General features: G+C 70.8%; 14 protein-coding genes and 3 tRNA genes. 9 read left to right on the forward strand and 8 right to left on the reverse strand.

Annotated elements, in window-relative coordinates; translation table 11 throughout:
- The first annotated feature begins 69 nt into the window (after positions 1–69).
- Positions 70–969 (forward strand): phosphoribosylaminoimidazolesuccinocarboxamide synthase, encoded by a 900-nt coding sequence (locus tag OG985_RS24335; protein ID WP_371670452.1) that lies wholly within the window; start codon positions 70–72, stop codon positions 967–969.
- Positions 970–1,017: 48 nt separating this feature from the next.
- Here OG985_RS24335 and OG985_RS24340 read toward each other — a convergent pair.
- The 8 genes from OG985_RS24340 to OG985_RS24375 all read right to left on the reverse strand — a co-directional run bounded on the left by OG985_RS24340 (position 1,018) and on the right by OG985_RS24375 (position 5,618).
- A tRNA-Gly gene (locus OG985_RS24340) sits at positions 1,018–1,090 on the reverse strand.
- A gap of 23 nt (positions 1,091–1,113) precedes the next feature.
- Complete coding sequence (locus OG985_RS24345; RefSeq protein ID WP_371670453.1) at positions 1,114–1,725, reverse strand: response regulator; 612 nt, start codon at positions 1,723–1,725, stop codon at positions 1,114–1,116.
- Complete coding sequence (locus OG985_RS24350; RefSeq protein ID WP_371670454.1) at positions 1,722–2,984, reverse strand: sensor histidine kinase; 1,263 nt, start codon at positions 2,982–2,984, stop codon at positions 1,722–1,724. Before OG985_RS24350 ends, OG985_RS24345 begins: the two co-directional genes overlap by 4 nt.
- A complete protein-coding gene (locus OG985_RS24355) occupies positions 2,966–3,742 on the reverse strand; it encodes an ABC transporter permease (protein ID WP_371670455.1) in 777 nt (258 codons plus the stop codon). Before OG985_RS24355 ends, OG985_RS24350 begins: the two co-directional genes overlap by 19 nt.
- Positions 3,739–4,797: an ABC transporter ATP-binding protein gene (locus OG985_RS24360; RefSeq protein WP_371670456.1), complete on the reverse strand. Its 1,059-nt coding sequence runs from the start codon at positions 4,795–4,797 to the stop codon at positions 3,739–3,741. Before OG985_RS24360 ends, OG985_RS24355 begins: the two co-directional genes overlap by 4 nt.
- Before the next feature lie 150 nt (positions 4,798–4,947).
- A tRNA-Gly gene (locus OG985_RS24365) sits at positions 4,948–5,023 on the reverse strand.
- An 80-nt stretch (positions 5,024–5,103) separates the two neighbouring features.
- Positions 5,104–5,175, reverse strand: a tRNA-Gly gene (locus OG985_RS24370).
- Positions 5,176–5,300: 125 nt separating this feature from the next.
- Positions 5,301–5,618: an Lsr2 family protein gene (locus OG985_RS24375; protein WP_371670457.1), complete on the reverse strand. Its 318-nt coding sequence runs from the start codon at positions 5,616–5,618 to the stop codon at positions 5,301–5,303.
- Between the two features lie 340 nt (positions 5,619–5,958).
- Here OG985_RS24375 and purS point away from each other — a divergent pair, with 340 nt between their 5' ends.
- The 8 genes from purS (at position 5,959) to purM (ending at position 15,650) form a co-directional block, all read left to right on the forward strand.
- Positions 5,959–6,222: a phosphoribosylformylglycinamidine synthase subunit PurS gene (purS, locus tag OG985_RS24380; RefSeq protein WP_266399704.1), complete on the forward strand. Its 264-nt coding sequence runs from the start codon at positions 5,959–5,961 to the stop codon at positions 6,220–6,222.
- The gene (gene purQ / locus OG985_RS24385; RefSeq protein WP_371670458.1) at positions 6,219–6,899 is read left to right on the forward strand and encodes a phosphoribosylformylglycinamidine synthase subunit PurQ; all 681 of its coding nucleotides are present in this window, start codon (positions 6,219–6,221) and stop codon (positions 6,897–6,899) included. Before purS ends, purQ begins: the two co-directional genes overlap by 4 nt.
- Complete coding sequence (gene purL, locus OG985_RS24390) at positions 6,896–9,154, forward strand: phosphoribosylformylglycinamidine synthase subunit PurL (protein ID WP_371670459.1); 2,259 nt, start codon at positions 6,896–6,898, stop codon at positions 9,152–9,154. The genes purQ and purL overlap by 4 nt, the downstream gene beginning before the upstream one ends.
- Before the next feature lie 165 nt (positions 9,155–9,319).
- Positions 9,320–10,966, forward strand: a complete 1,647-nt coding sequence (locus OG985_RS24395) for an IS1182 family transposase (RefSeq protein WP_331718584.1) — start codon at positions 9,320–9,322, stop codon at positions 10,964–10,966.
- 299 nt (positions 10,967–11,265) lie between these two features.
- The gene (locus OG985_RS24400; protein ID WP_371670460.1) at positions 11,266–12,063 is read left to right on the forward strand and encodes a sterol carrier family protein; all 798 of its coding nucleotides are present in this window, start codon (positions 11,266–11,268) and stop codon (positions 12,061–12,063) included.
- A gap of 41 nt (positions 12,064–12,104) precedes the next feature.
- Entirely contained in the window at positions 12,105–12,935 is an 831-nt protein-coding gene (locus tag OG985_RS24405; RefSeq protein ID WP_371670461.1) for an META domain-containing protein, read from the forward strand.
- Positions 12,936–13,007: 72 nt separating this feature from the next.
- Positions 13,008–14,537 carry an amidophosphoribosyltransferase gene (gene purF, locus OG985_RS24410; RefSeq protein ID WP_371670462.1) on the forward strand — a complete coding sequence of 510 codons (1,530 nt, stop codon included), beginning with the start codon at positions 13,008–13,010 and terminating at the stop codon, positions 14,535–14,537.
- A 45-nt stretch (positions 14,538–14,582) separates the two neighbouring features.
- Complete coding sequence (purM, locus tag OG985_RS24415; RefSeq protein ID WP_371670463.1) at positions 14,583–15,650, forward strand: phosphoribosylformylglycinamidine cyclo-ligase; 1,068 nt, start codon at positions 14,583–14,585, stop codon at positions 15,648–15,650.
- Positions 15,651–15,699: the final 49 nt, after the last annotated feature.

The raw sequence follows: 15,699 nt of genomic DNA on the forward strand, positions 1-15,699 counted from the left end.
CCCCCTGTCCGCGACGACTCCCGCGTACGGGAGAATCGAGCCACTTGGACAGAACCACGGGGAGGAACCGTGTCCGGATTCGTCGAAAAGCCCGAGCCGCTTCAGGTTCCGGGCCTGGTGCATCTGCACACCGGCAAGGTGCGCGACCTGTACCAGAACGAGGCGGGCGACCTCGTGATGGTCGCCAGCGACCGCATGTCCGCCTACGACTGGGTGCTGCCGACCGAGATCCCCGACAAGGGCCGCGTCCTCACGCAGCTGTCCCTGTGGTGGTTCGACAAGCTCCGTGACCTGGCACCGAACCATGTCCTGAGCACCGAACTTCCCGCCGGCGCCCCCGCCGACTGGGCCGGGCGCACCCTTGTCTGCACGTCGCTCCAGATGGTCCCGGTCGAGTGCGTGGCCCGCGGCTACCTCACCGGCTCGGGCCTCGTCGAGTACGAGGAGTCGCGTACCGTCTGCGGCCTCGCCCTCCCCGAGGGCCTGGTCGACGGCTCGGAACTACCCGCCCCGATCTTCACCCCGGCCACCAAGGCCGCGGTCGGCGAGCACGACGAGAACGTCTCGTACGAGGAGGTGGCCCGCCAGGTCGGCGCGGAGACCGCCGCCCAGCTCCGGCAGGCGACCCTCGCCGTCTACGCCCGCGCCCGCGACATCGCCCGAGACCGGGGGATCATCCTCGCGGACACCAAGTTCGAGTTCGGCTTCGAGGGCGACACCCTGGTCCTTGCCGACGAGGTGCTCACTCCGGACTCCTCCCGCTTCTGGCCGGCCGACCAGTGGCAGCCGGGCCGCGCGCAGCCGTCGTACGACAAGCAGTTCGTCCGCGACTGGCTGACCTCCGCGGAGTCCGGCTGGGACCGGAAGGGCGAGCAGCCCCCGCCGCCGCTGCCCGAGCAGGTGGTGGACGCGACCCGCGCCAAGTACGTGGAGGCGTACGAGCGTCTGACGGGCACCAGCTGGAGCTGACCCGCACGACGAAGGCCCCGGTCACTGACCGGGGCCTTCCTTCATACGAGCGGACGACCAGGTTCGAACTGGCGACCTCAACCTTGGCAAGGTTGCGCTCTACCAACTGAGCTACGTCCGCACTGCGCCGTGGCGCGAGAGCAACTATACCCAACCTCGCTCCCGGGCGAGACGCACCGCCGCATGACGGTTGTCCGCGCCGAGTTTGGAGACGGCCGACGAGAGGTAGTTGCGGACGGTCCCCTGCGACAGCGCGGCCCGCCGCGCGATCTCCGCGACGGGTGCCCCGTCGGCGGCCAGCTCCAGCACCTCGGCCTCCCGCGACGTCAGCGGCGAGTCACCGGCGGCGATCGCGTCGGCGGCCAACTCCGGGTCGACGTAACGGCTCCCCGCGTGCACCGTACGGATGATCTCCGCCAGCCGCCGCGCGCTGACGGTCTTCGGCACGAATCCGCGCACGCCCGCCTCCAGGGCCCGCTTCAGATGGCCGGGCCGCCCGTGACTGGTGACGATCAGCACCCTGCAGCCGGGCAGTTCGGTGCGCAGCGATGTGGCGACCTTCACACCGTCCGCACCGGGCATCTGCAGATCGAGGACGGCCACGTCGGGTGCGTGGGACAGGGCCATCGCCAGTGCCTCGGGCCCGCTGGCCGCCTCCGCGACGACCACCAGGTCGTCCTCCAGGGACAGGAGCGCGGCCAGCGCACCCCGGATGAGGTGCTCGTCGTCGGCGAGCAGAAGGCGTACGGGTGTCACGCGACGACCTCGCTCACCGCTGGTGCCGTCGGCAGCGGCACCGTGGCCACCACCCTGAACCGGTCCTCGGCGACGGACCCCGCCTCCAGCGTCCCGTCCACCGCCGTCAGCCGCTCCCGCAGCCCCGTCAGCCCCGAGCCGCCCTCCCCCGGCGGACCGCCGGCCCCGTCGTTCTCCACCGTCAGCACCACGTGCTCCGGCGTCACCCGCAGGGCCACCGCGCACCGCCCCGCGTCCCCGTGCCGCAACACGTTGGTCGTCGCCTCCCGCACCACCCAGCCGAGCGCCGACTGCACCTCGGCGGGCAGCCCGTCCGCCTCCCCGCTCACTTCGCACCGGATTCCCGCCGCCGTCAACACCCCCTGCGCACCGGCGAGTTCGACACCGAGGTCGGCCTCGCGATATCCCCGTACGACATCCCGTACCTCGCGCTGCGACTCCCGCGCGATGCGCTGCACCTCGGTCATCTGGTCCACGGCCTCCGGCCGCCCGCGCCGCGCCAGCTGTACGGCGAGCTCGCTCTTCAGCGCGATCACGGCCAGGTTCCGCCCCATCACGTCGTGCAGATCGCGCCCGAACCGCAGCCGTTCCTCGGCGACGGCGAGGCGGGCGCGGGTCTCGCGGGCCTCGTCGAGCTCGTAGACCGCGTTGAGGAGCCAGACGGAGAACATGGAGGTGGAGGCGAGGAACCCGGCGCCGACCAGCACGGCGAGCATCGCGCCGAGCGCGCCGGGCCCGGAGGCACCCGCCGGCAGCGCCAGAATCCCGGAGGCCGCCGCGAAACCGCCCACGACCGCGAAGGCGCGCAGCCGGTCGCGGACACCGAGTGTGATGACGCCGGCGCCGTAGCAGAGCACGCCCGCGAAGAGGGCGCCCGCCGCGGAGTCGACGCCGTCGCCGGCCGGTCCCAGCTCCTCGACGGCGATCGCCGTCGCCGCGATCACCGCGGTGATCGCGGCGAGCCCCCACAGCAGGCGCACGGGCTGCTCGCGGCGCCCACGCGTCCAGTCCAGCGCCCGGGACGCGGTCACCGCGCAGGCCGCCGCGTGCGCGCACACCATCAGCAGCAGCCAGCCCGCCGTCGGCGCCGGCACCTCGCTGAAGGCCGGGAGCCCGAACGTCGCGACCTCGACCACCACGAAGAAGTGGAACGACCACCGCGTGTACGTCTCGACCTTCGCCGGCGTGCTCTTTCCCCGCCACCATCGCACCGGCCCGCGCACCTCGCTCCCCCCGTCCGTCAGCGTCGCGGCTCCCACCGGAACCACCGCCGTACAGCAAACACGCCCACGGCGGTCCAGGCCAGGGCGGTCATCAACGGTCCGAGCGTCTCGTACGCGGAGAGGTCGCCGCTCCAGCCGCCGCGCACCAGGGTGATCACCGGGGTCAGCGGCAGCAGTTGGCACACCGCGGTCAGCCGGTCGGGCAGCAGTTCCAGCGGTACGACGATCCCGGAGGCCGTCATCGACACCAGGACCAGTGGCAGCGAGGTGACCTGCGCGCTCTCCACGGTCCGGGTGAAGCTCGCCGTGACCGCAGCCAGGGCCGTGCACACCGTGAGGCCCAACAGCAGTCCCACCACGGCGAGTTGGGGCGTCTTCGGGGCCGGCACGTCGAGCAGGACCGCGCAGCCCGCCGTCATGATCAGTGCCTGGGCGAGACCGAGGGCGGCGGCCGGCAGCGCGGCTCCGCAGAGGATCTCGGTGTCGCGCAGCTCGCCGGCGCGCAGCCGCTTGAGGACCAGTTCCTCGCGCCGGGCGGCGAAGACCCCCACGAGCGTCGCGTAGACCGCGAAGAGCAGCGAGAAGCCGATCGCGGCGGGCAGCATGACCAGCCCGACGCTGAGGCCGACGTCGTCGAGGTTCATCTGGTCGCTCACCGACCGCACGCTGAACGGCAGGGCCAGCGGTACGAACACGGCCGACAGGAGCGCGCTGCGGTTGCGTCCGAGAAGCGTCAGCTCGGCGCGGGCCAGGGCGGTCATACGGCCCACCGGGGTGGTCAGGGCGCCGCTCATGCCGCGTACTCTCCGGCCTGCTCCGACGCGTGCCCAGGTGAGGCGTTCCGCTCCGACCCGCCCCGCTCGGGCGATCCCCGCTCCGCCGATCCCCGCTCGGCGCCGTCCCGCTCCAACGCGTCCCGCTCCGACGTGTCCCGCGCGATGCCCAGGAACGCCTCCTCCAGTGAAGCCGAGCGCATGTCCAGCCTCCGCAGTTCGACGCCCGCTCCCTCGGCCCACACCAGCAGCCGGGTGGCCGCCCGCTGGAGCTCCCGGGTCCGCAGCCGGACGAGGCGCCCCTCCACGTCGTGGCCGCACACGCCCAGCTCGGCCAGCGGCGGCAGGTCCCCCACGAAGTACCCCTGGGGCAGTTCGAAGGAGATCCGCGACGGCTGCCCGGCGGTCACCTCCTCGGGTGTCCCGGCCGCCGCGACACGGCCCTCGTGCAGGATGGCGAGCCGGTCGGCGAGGCCCTCCGCCTCCTCCAGGTAGTGCGTGGTGAGCAGTACGGTCGTCCCCGCGTCGCGCAGGGCCCGCACCAAGTCCCAGGTGTCCCGGCGTCCTTCGGCGTCCAGCCCCGTCGTCGGCTCGTCGAGGAACAGCACCTCGGGCTCACCGAGCAGGGCGAGCGCCAGGTCCAGGCGTCGCCGCTCACCTCCGGACAGCTGTTTCACCCGCACCCCGGCCCGGCGATCCAGCCCGACCGCGGCGAGTGCCTCCCGCTCGGGGCGCGCCCCGCTGGTGCAGCCCGCCCACAGCCTCGCGGTCTCGGCGACGGTCAGCTCGGAGGGGAAGCCGCCCTCCTGGAGCATGACGCCGGTACGGGGCCGTACGGCGGCCCGGTCGGTGTACGGATCGTGGCCGAGGACCCGCACCCGTCCGCCGGCCGGCCGTGCCAGCCCCTCCAGCAGCTCGACCGTCGACGTCTTGCCCGCGCCGTTGGTGCCCAGCAGGGCGAAGACCTCGCCGCGGCGCACGGAGAACGTGATCCCGCGTACCGCCTCGAACCCGCCCCCGTACACACGCCGCAGGTCAGTGACCTCAATCACGTGTTCGCGTTCGTTGGTGTCCATGTCCTCAGCGTCCCGGCCCACCGGCCCCGGCAGCAGTGCGCGGTGTCATCACTCGGCATGACAAATGTCAGACGGCCGTGGATAACCGGGGACGCCGCGGACGATCGGGGCACGACAAAGGCCCCAGTCAAGGACTGGGGCCTTCATTCATGGAGCGGACGACCAGGTTCGAACTGGCGACCTCAACCTTGGCAAGGTTGCGCTCTACCAACTGAGCTACGTCCGCATTGCCTCCGACCGGCTCTCACCGATCGGCGCGAGCACCAGCCTACCTGATCCACAGGAGTGGTCGGATCGGCGGTGCAGAGCGGGTGACAGGAATTGCACACTGCGCCTTCCCCCTGGAAGGGGGATGTTCTACTACTGAACTACACCCGCGTGTACTCCGTGAGGTGGGCTTTTCGGCCTTGCCCCTCGGCGTGCTCCAGACTCTAGCTGACCAGGAGGGGTGCAGCGCAAGTCGGCTCTTCCGAGGGGCGGGTGACCGGCCGTCGGCCCACGGCTCACTGCGCCTCGGCGAACGCCTCGTAGACCTTCTTGGGGATCCGGCCGCGCGCCGGGACGTCCATCTTGTTCGCCTGGGCCCATGCCCGGACGGCCGCCGGGTCGGGGGCGACCTCCGTCTGCCGGTACGCCCGGCCCGACCGCGAACGCTTGCGGCCGGCCTCGAGGTACGGCTCGAGTGCCTTACGCAGTTTCTTGGCATTGGCTTGGTTCAGGTCGATCTCGTACGACTTGCCGTCGAGCCCGAAGGCGATCGTCTCCGCCGCTTCCGAGCCGTCGATGTCGTCAAAGAGAGTGACTACGACACGCTGCGCCACGAATAATCGGTCCCTTCGTGCGGCATCTCTGCGATGACGTGCCAGGACGTCTCGGAGATGCCGACTGTCCGCCTGATATTGGGCAAAGTATCGGCTATTGCCAATTCATTTGTACAGTGCCCGGCATTGCATTGTGAAGCCCGACTAAATCTGCCCGCGTGTCCCGGCGCAATGGGTATGCCGGTTTGCTCGGGGATCTTTCCCTGAACTTTTCGTGAAGGCACCCCTTCGACACCGGATCGTGATCGCCGTCACGTAGATTCCTCCAACTCTACCCGCGTAGAAATTTTGTACGGGTAGTCTGAAGGAACCTGCTCAGCACCACACACCGGGAGTGCCAGTGGCACGCGTCGTAGTCGACGTCATGCTCAAGCCGGAGATCCTCGACCCCCAGGGCCAGGCGGTGCAGCGCGCACTGCCGCGGCTGGGTTTCGAAGGCATCTCCGACGTACGTCAGGGAAAGCGATTCGAACTGGAAGTTGACGGCCCGGTCGACGAGGCCGCGCTCGCCCGCATCCACGATCTTGCGGAATCCTTCCTCGCCAACACCGTGATCGAGGACTTCACCGTCAAGGTGGAGGAAGTCGCGGGGGCCGCGAAGTGACCGCTCGTATTGGCGTCGTCACTTTCCCCGGCAGCCTCGACGACCGGGACACCCAGCGCGCGATCCGCGTCGCGGGCGCCGAACCGGTCGCTCTCTGGCACAAGGACAAGGACCTCAAGCAGGTCGACGCCGTGGTGCTGTGCGGGGGTTTCTCCTACGGCGACTATCTGCGGGCCGGAGCCATCGCGCGCTTCTCGCCGGTGATGGAACCGCTCCTCGAGCAGGCGAAGGTCGGTCTTCCGGTCCTCGGCATCTGCAACGGATTCCAGATCCTCACCGAGGCCCACCTGCTGCCCGGTGCGATGCTCGGCAACGACCACCTCCACTTCATCTGCCGCGACCAGAAGCTGCGGGTGGAGAACGCGGACACCGCCTGGACGACCGACTACTCGGCCGGCCAGGAGATCCACATCCCGCTGAAGAACATGGACGGCCGGTACGTCGCCGACGAGTACACCCTCGACCAGCTCGAGGCCGAGGGCCGCGTCGCCTTCCGGTACATGGACTTCAACCCCAACGGCAGCCTCCGTGACATCGCCGGCATCACCAACGCGGCCGGCAACGTCGTGGGCCTGATGCCGCACCCGGAGCACGCCGTCGAGTCGCTGATCGGTACCGGTCGTACCGACGGCCTGCCGTTCTTCACCTCGATCCTCAAGAAGCTGGTCAACGCATGAGCCGGACGCCTCTGGACACGGTCGAGCACGCGGCCGCGACCCCCGACGTCGAGCTGCCCTGGGCCGAACTCGGTCTGAAGAAGGACGAGTACGAGCGGGTCGTGGAGATCCTCGGCCGCCGGCCCACCGGTGCCGAGCTCGCCATGTACTCCGTCATGTGGTCCGAGCACTGCTCGTACAAGAGCAGCAAGGTGCACCTGCGCCAGTTCGGCGAGAAGGCCCCGCAGTCGGACGCCCTCCTCGTCGGCATCGGCGAGAACGCGGGCGTCGTGGACGTCGGCCAGGGCTACGCGGTCACCTTCAAGGTCGAGTCGCACAACCACCCGTCGTACGTGGAGCCCTACCAGGGCGCGGCCACCGGCGTCGGCGGCATCGTGCGCGACATCATCGCGATGGGCGCCCGCCCGGTCGCGGTCGTCGACCCCCTTCGGTTCGGCGCGGCCGACCACCCCGACACCAAGCGCGTGCTGCCGGGTGTCGTGGCCGGCATCGGCGGCTACGGCAACTGTCTCGGCCTGCCGAACATCGGCGGCGAGGTCGTCTTCGACGCCTGCTACCAGGGCAACCCGCTGGTCAACGCCGGTGCCATCGGTGTCATGCGGCACGAGGACATCCACCTCGCGAAGGCGTCCGGCGCGGGCAACAAGGTCATCCTGTACGGGGCCCGGACCGGCGGCGACGGCATCGGCGGTGCGTCGATCCTGGCGAGTGAGACCTTCGACGACGCCAAGCCCTCCAAGCGCCCGGCCGTCCAGGTCGGCGACCCCTTCCAGGAGAAGCTCCTCATCGAGTGCACCCTGGAGGCCTTCAGGGAGAAGCTGGTCGTCGGCATCCAGGATCTCGGCGCGGCCGGCCTGTCCTGCGCGACCTCCGAGCTCGCCTCCAACGGCTCCGGCGGCATGAGCGTCACCCTCGACGACGTACCCCTGCGCGACTCGACGCTCTCGCCCGAGGAAATCCTCATGAGCGAGTCGCAGGAACGCATGTGCGCGGTGGTCGAGCCGGCGAAGGTCGAGCGTTTCCTCGAGATCTGCGACAAGTGGGACGTCATCGCCACCGTCATCGGTGAGGTGACCGACGGCGACCGCCTCGAGATCTTCTGGCACGGCGGCAAGATCGTCGACGTCGACCCGCGCACGGTCGCCCACGACGGCCCGGTCTACGAGCGCCCCTACGCCCGCCCGTCCTGGCAGGACGCCCTCCAGGCCGACGACGCGAACAAGCTGCCCCGCCCGGCGACCCCGGCCGAGCTGCGGGACCAGGTCCTGCGGCTGGTGTCGTCGCCCAACCAGGCGTCCAAGAAGTGGATCACCTCGCAGTACGACCACTTCGTGCAGGGCAACACCGTCCTCGCCCAGCCCGAGGACTCCGGGATGATCCGGATCGACGAGGAGACCGGCCTCGGGGTCGCCATCGCGACCGACGGCAACGGCCGGTACGCCAAGCTCGACCCGTACGCGGGCGCCCAGCTGGCGCTCTCGGAGGCCTACCGCAACGTGGCGACCACCGGCGCCAAGCCGCTCGCCGTCTCCGACTGCCTGAACTTCGGCTCGCCCGAGGACCCGGCCGTCATGTGGCAGTTCGCCGAGGCGATCCGCGGTCTCGCCGACGCCTGCCAGCAGCTCGGCACCCCGGTGACCGGCGGCAACGTCTCCCTCTACAACCAGACGGGCGAGGTGGCCATCCATCCGACCCCGGTCGTGGCGGTCCTGGGAGTCATCGACGACGTGGCCCGGCGCACGCCGGTCGCCTTCCAGGAGGAGGGGCACCTGCTCTACCTCCTCGGCGACACGCGTGAGGAGTTCGGTGGCTCGGCCTGGTCCCAGGTCGTCCACGACCACCTGGGCGGCCTGCCCCCCAAGGTCGACCTGGAGCGCGAGCGGCTGCTCGCCGAGATCCTGATCTCCGCCTCCCGCGACGGCATGATCGACTCCGCGCACGACCTGTCCGACGGCGGTCTGGTCCAGGCCGTGGTCGAGTCGGCGCTGCTCGGCGGCAAGGGCGCGCGACTGGTCGTACCGGACGGGCTCGACGCCTTCACCTTCCTCTTCTCCGAGTCGGCGGGGCGCGCGGTCGTCGCCGTGCCGCGCTCCGAGGAACTCCGCTTCACCGACATGTGCGGGGCGCGCGGCCTGCCCGTCGCCCGCATCGGTGTCGTCGACGGTGACGCGGTCGAGGTCCAGGGCGAGTTCACCCTTCCCCTGGACGAGCTCCGCACGGCCCACGAGGAGACCATCCCGGCGCTGCTCGCGTAACGACGCCCCGGCGCCCGCCTCGCGTCGCGCCACAGCGGTCGTACGACGGTGAAGGCCCCGCCCGTTCCGACGGACGCTGTTGGTAAATCCGGGGTTTGCGTGACGACGGCCTGTGTGACCCCGTTGGGGTTGTGCAGGCCGTCGTCGTGTTTCTGGGGTGGGTTCGTGTCGTTGCGTGGGGTGGAGTTGGCGGAGATCCCTGAGGAGACCGTGCGGTTGGCGCGTGCGGTGTTCCCGAAGGGCTGTCTGGTGATGCGGGTACGGGATGCGCTCGGGCCGGTCTTCGCCGACGTCGATTTCGAGGAGCTGTTCCCGGTGCGAGGGCGTCCGGCGGTGTCACCGGCCCGGCTGGCGCTGGTGTCGGTGTTGCAGTTCGCGGAGGGGCTGACCGACCGGCAGGCCGCGCACGCGGTGCGCTCGCGTCTGGACTGGAAGTACGCCCTGTCGCTGGAGCTGGCCGACACGGGGTTCGACTTCTCCGTGCTCAGTGAGTTCCGGGCCCGGCTAGCCGAGTCGGATGCGGGCCGGGCGGTGTTCGACGCGGTACTGACCGCCGCCGGGGAAGCGGGGCTGGTCACGGCGGGCAAGCGGCAGCGCACGGACGCCACTCATGTACTGGCCGTGACCAGGGACCTGAGCCGGCTGGAGTTCGTGGTCGAGACGCTGCGCACGGCACTGAACCAGATCGCCGAGGCGGCCGGGGACTGGCTGGTGACCGTGGCGGCGCCGGAGTGGTTCGACCGGTACTCGGCCCGGCCGGAGGACAGCCGTTTCCCCTCCCGGTGGGCCGCCCGCGTCGAGCACGGCGACCAGTGCGGGGCCGACGGCATGGTGCTGCTCCAAGCCGCCTGGTCGGCGTCGGCACCGCCCGGCCTGCGGCATCTGCCCGCGGTGGAGTTCCTGCGTCAGACCTGGGTGCAGCAGTTCCACCAGGCCGAGGGGGCCGTGCGCTGGCGGGAGCCGAAGAACACCCCGCCCGGTCTGATCCGCTTACGCACCCCGCACGAGCCCGAGGCCAGGACCGGGGCGAAGCGGGATCTGGGCTGGTCCGGATACAAGGTTCATCTCAGCGAGACCTGCGAGCCCGACGCCCCGCACCTGATCACCCACATCCACACCACCCCGGCACCAGTGACCGACGGCGCGGTGCTGGAGGACATCCACACCGCCCTGGCTGAACGCGGACTGGTGCCGGACGAACACCTGGTGGACGCCGGATACGTGGATGCCGAGCAGATCCACCACGCCCGCCGCGATCACAGCATCGACCTCGTCGGACCGGTGGGGAAGAACACCAACCGGCACCAGGTGACCGGCGGCTTCTTCGACAGCACCCGCTTCACCATCGACTGGGACCAGCGCCACGCCGTCTGTCCTGGTGGCCACATCAGCGTTTCGTGGCGAGACACCCGCAGCCACCGAGGCACCCCGGTCACCCGCGTCCGCTTCGCCGAACGGCACTGCGGCCCCTGCGAACTGCGAACGTCCTGCACCAACGCCGGAACCGGCCGCAACCTGACCCTGCGGCCGAAAGCCGAGCACGAGATTCTTCAGCAGGCCCGCACCGAGCAGGACACCGACCACTGGCGCCGCCGCTACGGACACCGCGCCGGCGTCGAGGGCAGCATCTCCCAAGGCGTCCAAGCCTTCGGCCTGCGCAGATCCCGCTACCGCGGTCTCGCAAAGACCCGACTGCAACACCACTTCACCGGCGCCGCCATCAACCTCGCCCGCATCGATGCCTGGCTCACCGGCAGACCCCTCGCCCGCACCCGCGTCTCACCCTTCGCAGCACTCCGCCCCGCCGGATGAGATCCAGCGGGGCGGATTTACCAACAGCGTCCGTTCCGACGGTCGGGGCCTTCCGCGTGCCGACGGGTGGGCGGGCTGAAGGACGGGCGGGTCGCCGGGTCGGCGCCGTACCGACCGACGGGTGCACCAGGCCGCGTCCGGCCGTGCGCGTCGGAGCAGCGGGTGCCGGCGTCCGGTGCGGTGCGTCGCATGTCGGAGGGAACCGCGTGTCGGACCTGCCCGGGTCGGGCGACGACGTGACGTGCCGGGCGTCGCCCGCCCCGAGGGGACTGTCAGTCCCACGGCCTAGGCTCACCGCCATGCCCCCGGCCAAGAAGCGCGCTCGCGCCTACGCCCCCGCCAAGATCCGGACCGCCGTGCTCGCCCAGTTCGGGAACGTCCGCGCGGCCGTCCGCACCCTCACCCCCGAACAGCTGGAGCTGCCCACTCGGCTCACGGGCTGGACCGTACGGGACCTGGCGGCGCACCTGGCCATGGCCGTCGAGTCCGTCAGCCGCAACCTCGACCGGGAGGCGCCCCCGAAGGCGGAACTCACCCTTCCGCAGTGGCCGTTCGCCACCGCCGCCCGGGCCGTGGACATCGCCGACGGCACCCGCCGACTGGCCGCCGCGAACCCCGACCTCGACGCGCTGTACGCCCGCGTCGAGGAGCGGCTCACCGCATGCCTGGCCACCGCCCCGGACACCCGGCTCCTCGCCACCCGCACCGGTGCCATGAGCCTCGCCGACCACCTCGTCACCCGCACCGTCGAGCTCGTCGTCCACACCGACGACCTGAACGCGGCCGTTCCCGGCCTCGGCGTCCCGCAGGACCGCCAGGCGCTGGCAGCCTGCACCCGGCTCCTGGCCGACGCCCTCGCCGCCAGGGCCCCCGGCGGTTCGACGGAGGTGCGGATCCCGCCGTACGCCGTGGTGCAGTGCGTCGAGGGGCCGCGGCACACCCGTGGCACTCCGCCGAACGTCGTCGAGACCGACCCGCTCACCTGGGTCCGGCTGGCGACCGGACGTGTGGAGTGGCGGGACGCCGTGGCGGAGGGCGCGGTCAGGGCGAGCGGGGAGCGGGCGGACCTGGCCGGGCTGCTGCCGCTGATGGGGTGACGCGAGGGGAACCGGTCGCCTCCGCGGTCCGTCGAATCAGCATGTACCGGTACACGTACAAGGAGCGACCCCACCCCTCCGGACACCGGCGGCGCCCGGCCCTGACAGCGACCGCCGTGGCCGCCCTCCTCCCGCTCGCCGCCGCCTGCGGCAGTGAACAGGCCGGTGACGGCGGCAGCGCCTCGGCCGAGGCCGGCACCTCCGTGACCGGCGTCCGCTGGGCGGTCGACGGTCTCACCGTGAACGGCCGCACCAGCCGTGCGCCGGACCGGGCGTATCTGCGGATCGCCGGGGACGGCGAGGTCAAGGGCAACCTCGGCTGCAACGGCTTCGCCTCCACGGCCGCCTTCGAGGGCAACCGTCTCTCGCTCGGCCGCATCGAGTCGACGGCCATGGCCTGCGAGGACGTCCCCATGGCCTTCGAACGGAACTTCGCCGCCACCCTCGCCGACCACCCCCTCACGCCGAAGGTCAAGGGCGACAGAATGACGCTCACCACCGCCGACGGCGACCGCGTCGACCTCATCAAGGAGACCGCGGCCCGGGCCACCGCCCCGCTGGACGGCACGAAGTGGGTCGTCACGTCCCCCGCCGCGGGCGGCCGGGCCCACCTCACCTTCGACGAGAAGGGCCGGAAGGTCTCCGGCAGCCTCGGCTGCAACAAGGTGAACGCCACCGCGACGGTCCGCGACGGACATATCACCCTGGGCGCCCCGTCCACGACCCGGATGATGTGCGAAGCCTCACTCATGACCTCGGAGGAGAGGCTCCTGCGGCTCTTCGACTCCACGGTGTCCTACGCGCTGGATCACGACAGCCTCACGCTGACCAGCAAGAACGCCGGGACCGTCACCGCTGCCGCCGACGGGTGACCCAGCACGACGGTCCGTTTTGGGGCATTACCCAATTCGGACCAGTGGTCGATCTCGCCTACACTCGGTGGCGTGCCACGTGGTGACGGTCGACTCAGTCATGATCTGCTCCCCGGCGAGAAAGGCCCCCAGGACGCTTGCGGCGTCTTCGGTGTCTGGGCTCCCGGCGAAGAGGTCGCCAAGCTCACTTACTTCGGGCTCTACGCCCTCCAGCATCGAGGCCAGGAATCCGCGGGTATCGCGGTCAGCAACGGCTCCCAGATCCTCGTCTTCAAGGACATGGGCCTCGTGTCCCAGGTCTTCGACGAGACCTCGCTCGGTTCGCTCCAGGGTCACATCGCGGTCGGTCACGCCCGCTACTCGACCACCGGTGCCTCCGTGTGGGAGAACGCCCAGCCGACGTTCCGGGCCACCGCGCACGGTTCCATCGCGCTCGGCCACAACGGCAACCTGGTCAACACGGCGCAGCTCGCCGAGATGGTCGCCGACCTCCCGAAGGACACCAACGGCCGGTCCACCCGGGTCGCGGCCACCAACGACACCGACCTGCTCACCGCGCTCCTCGCGGCCCAGGTCGACGACGACGGCAAGCCGCTGACCATCGAGGAGGCGTCCGCCCGGATCCTTCCCCAGGTGCAGGGCGCCTTCTCGCTCGTCTTCATGGACGAGCACACCCTCTACGCCGCCCGCGACCCGCAGGGCATCCGCCCGCTGGTCCTCGGCCGCCTGGAGCGCGGCTGGGTCGTCGCCTCCGAGTCCGCCGCCCTGGACATCTGCGGCGCCGCGTACGTCCGCGAGATCGAGCCCGGCGAGTTCGTCGCCATCGACGAGAACGGCCTGCGCACCTCGCGATTCGCGGAAGCGAAGCCCAAGGGCTGTGTCTTCGAGTACGTCTACCTGGCCCGCCCGGACACCGACATCGCCGGCCGGAACGTGTACCTCTCCCGCGTGGAGATGGGCCGCAAACTCGCCAAGGAAGCCCCGGTCGAGGCCGACCTGGTGATAGCGACTCCGGAGTCCGGCACCCCCGCGGCCATCGGCTACGCGGAGGCGTCCGGCATCCCGTTCGGCGCCGGACTGGTCAAGAACGCCTACGTCGGCCGTACGTTCATCCAGCCCTCGCAGACGATCCGGCAGCTCGGCATCCGCCTGAAGCTGAACCCGCTCAAGGAAGTCATCAAGGGCAAGCGCCTGGTCGTCGTCGACGACTCGATCGTGCGCGGCAACACCCAGCGGGCCCTGGTGCGGATGCTCCGCGAGGCGGGCGCGGCCGAGGTCCACATCCGGATCTCCTCGCCGCCCGTGAAGTGGCCGTGCTTCTTCGGCATAGATTTCGCCACCCGCGCGGAGCTCATCGCCAACGGCATGACGATCGACGAGATCGGCACCTCGCTGGGCGCCGACTCCCTCTCCTACATCTCCATCGACGGCATGATCGAGGCGACCACCATCGCCAAGCCGAACCTGTGCCGCGCCTGCTTCGACGGCGAGTACCCGATGGATCTCCCGGACCCCGAGCTGCTCGGCAAGCAGCTCCTGGAGACCGAGCTGGCCGCCGGGCCCGCCGCCACGGCCGCGGCCGACGCGATCCGTCGCCCGTAGACAGCCCGTTTCACCTGCCGTACGACACGAAGGTTCTCACTAGCCATGTCTGAGACAACTGGTGCCAGCTACGCAGCCGCGGGCGTCGACATCGAAGCGGGCGACCGCGCCGTCGAGCTGATGAAGGAGTGGGTGAAGAAGACGCAGCGCCCCGAGGTCCTCGGCGGCCTCGGCGGCTTCGCCGGCCTCTTCGACGCCTCCGCCCTCAAGCGCTACGAGCGCCCGCTGCTGGCCTCCGCCACGGACGGTGTCGGCACGAAGGTCGACCTCGCGCGCCGGCTGGGCGTCTACGACACCATCGGCCACGACCTGGTCGCCATGGTCATGGACGACATCGTGGTGTGCGGCGCCGAACCGCTGTTCATGACCGACTACATCTGCGTCGGCAAGGTCCACCCCGAGCGGGTCGCCGCCATCGTCAAGGGCATCGCCGAGGGCTGTGTACTGGCCGGCTGCGCCCTGGTGGGCGGCGAGACCGCCGAGCACCCCGGCCTGCTGGGCCCGGACGACTTCGACGTCGCGGGCGCCGGTACGGGCGTCGTGGAGGCCGACCGGCTGCTCGGCGCGGATCGCATCCGTACGGGTGACGCGGTCGTCGCCATGGCCGCCTCCGGTCTTCACTCGAACGGGTACTCGCTCGTCCGGCACGTCCTGCTGAACCAGGCCGGTCTGGCCCTGGACGCGCACATCGAGGAGTTCGGCCGCACCCTCGGCGAGGAACTCCTGGAGCCGACGAAGATCTACTCGCTGGACTGCCTGGCCCTGACCCGCACCACCGACGTGCACGCCTACAGCCACGTCACCGGTGGCGGCTTGGCGGCCAACCTGGCCCGCGTGATCCCCGACGGTCTGCACGCGACCGTCGACCGCTCCACGTGGACCCCGGCCCCCGTCTTCGACCTGGTCGGGCGGACGGGCCAGGTCGAGCGCCTGGAGCTGGAGAAGACCCTGAACATGGGCGTCGGCATGATCGCGATCGTGCCGCAGGAGTCGGCGGACGTCGCACTGGCCACGCTCGCCGACCGCGGGGTCGAGGCCTGGGTCGCCGGCGAGATCACGGAGCGCGGCGACCACGCGACGGGCGCCGAGCTGGTCGGCGACTACGCCGTCTAGGGTCTGTCGATCGGATCAGGCCGGATCATCAGGTTCCGCGAGCCCGGCC

This window comes from Streptomyces sp. NBC_00289, assembly GCF_041435115.1.
Classification (GTDB): Bacteria; Actinomycetota; Actinomycetes; order Streptomycetales; family Streptomycetaceae; genus Streptomyces.

Coding starts and splice junctions, on each gene's coding strand:
- OG985_RS24360 (WP_371670456.1), bottom strand. CDS start 4,797: ATGGACACCAACGAACGCGAACACGTGATTGAGGTCACTGACCTGCGG.
- OG985_RS24400 (WP_371670460.1), top strand. CDS start 11,266: ATGCCCCCGGCCAAGAAGCGCGCTCGCGCCTACGCCCCCGCCAAGATC.
- purM (WP_371670463.1), top strand. CDS start 14,583: ATGTCTGAGACAACTGGTGCCAGCTACGCAGCCGCGGGCGTCGACATC.
- purL (WP_371670459.1), top strand. CDS start 6,896: ATGAGCCGGACGCCTCTGGACACGGTCGAGCACGCGGCCGCGACCCCC.
- OG985_RS24355 (WP_371670455.1), bottom strand. CDS start 3,742: ATGAGCGGCGCCCTGACCACCCCGGTGGGCCGTATGACCGCCCTGGCC.
- OG985_RS24405 (WP_371670461.1), top strand. CDS start 12,105: ATGTACCGGTACACGTACAAGGAGCGACCCCACCCCTCCGGACACCGG.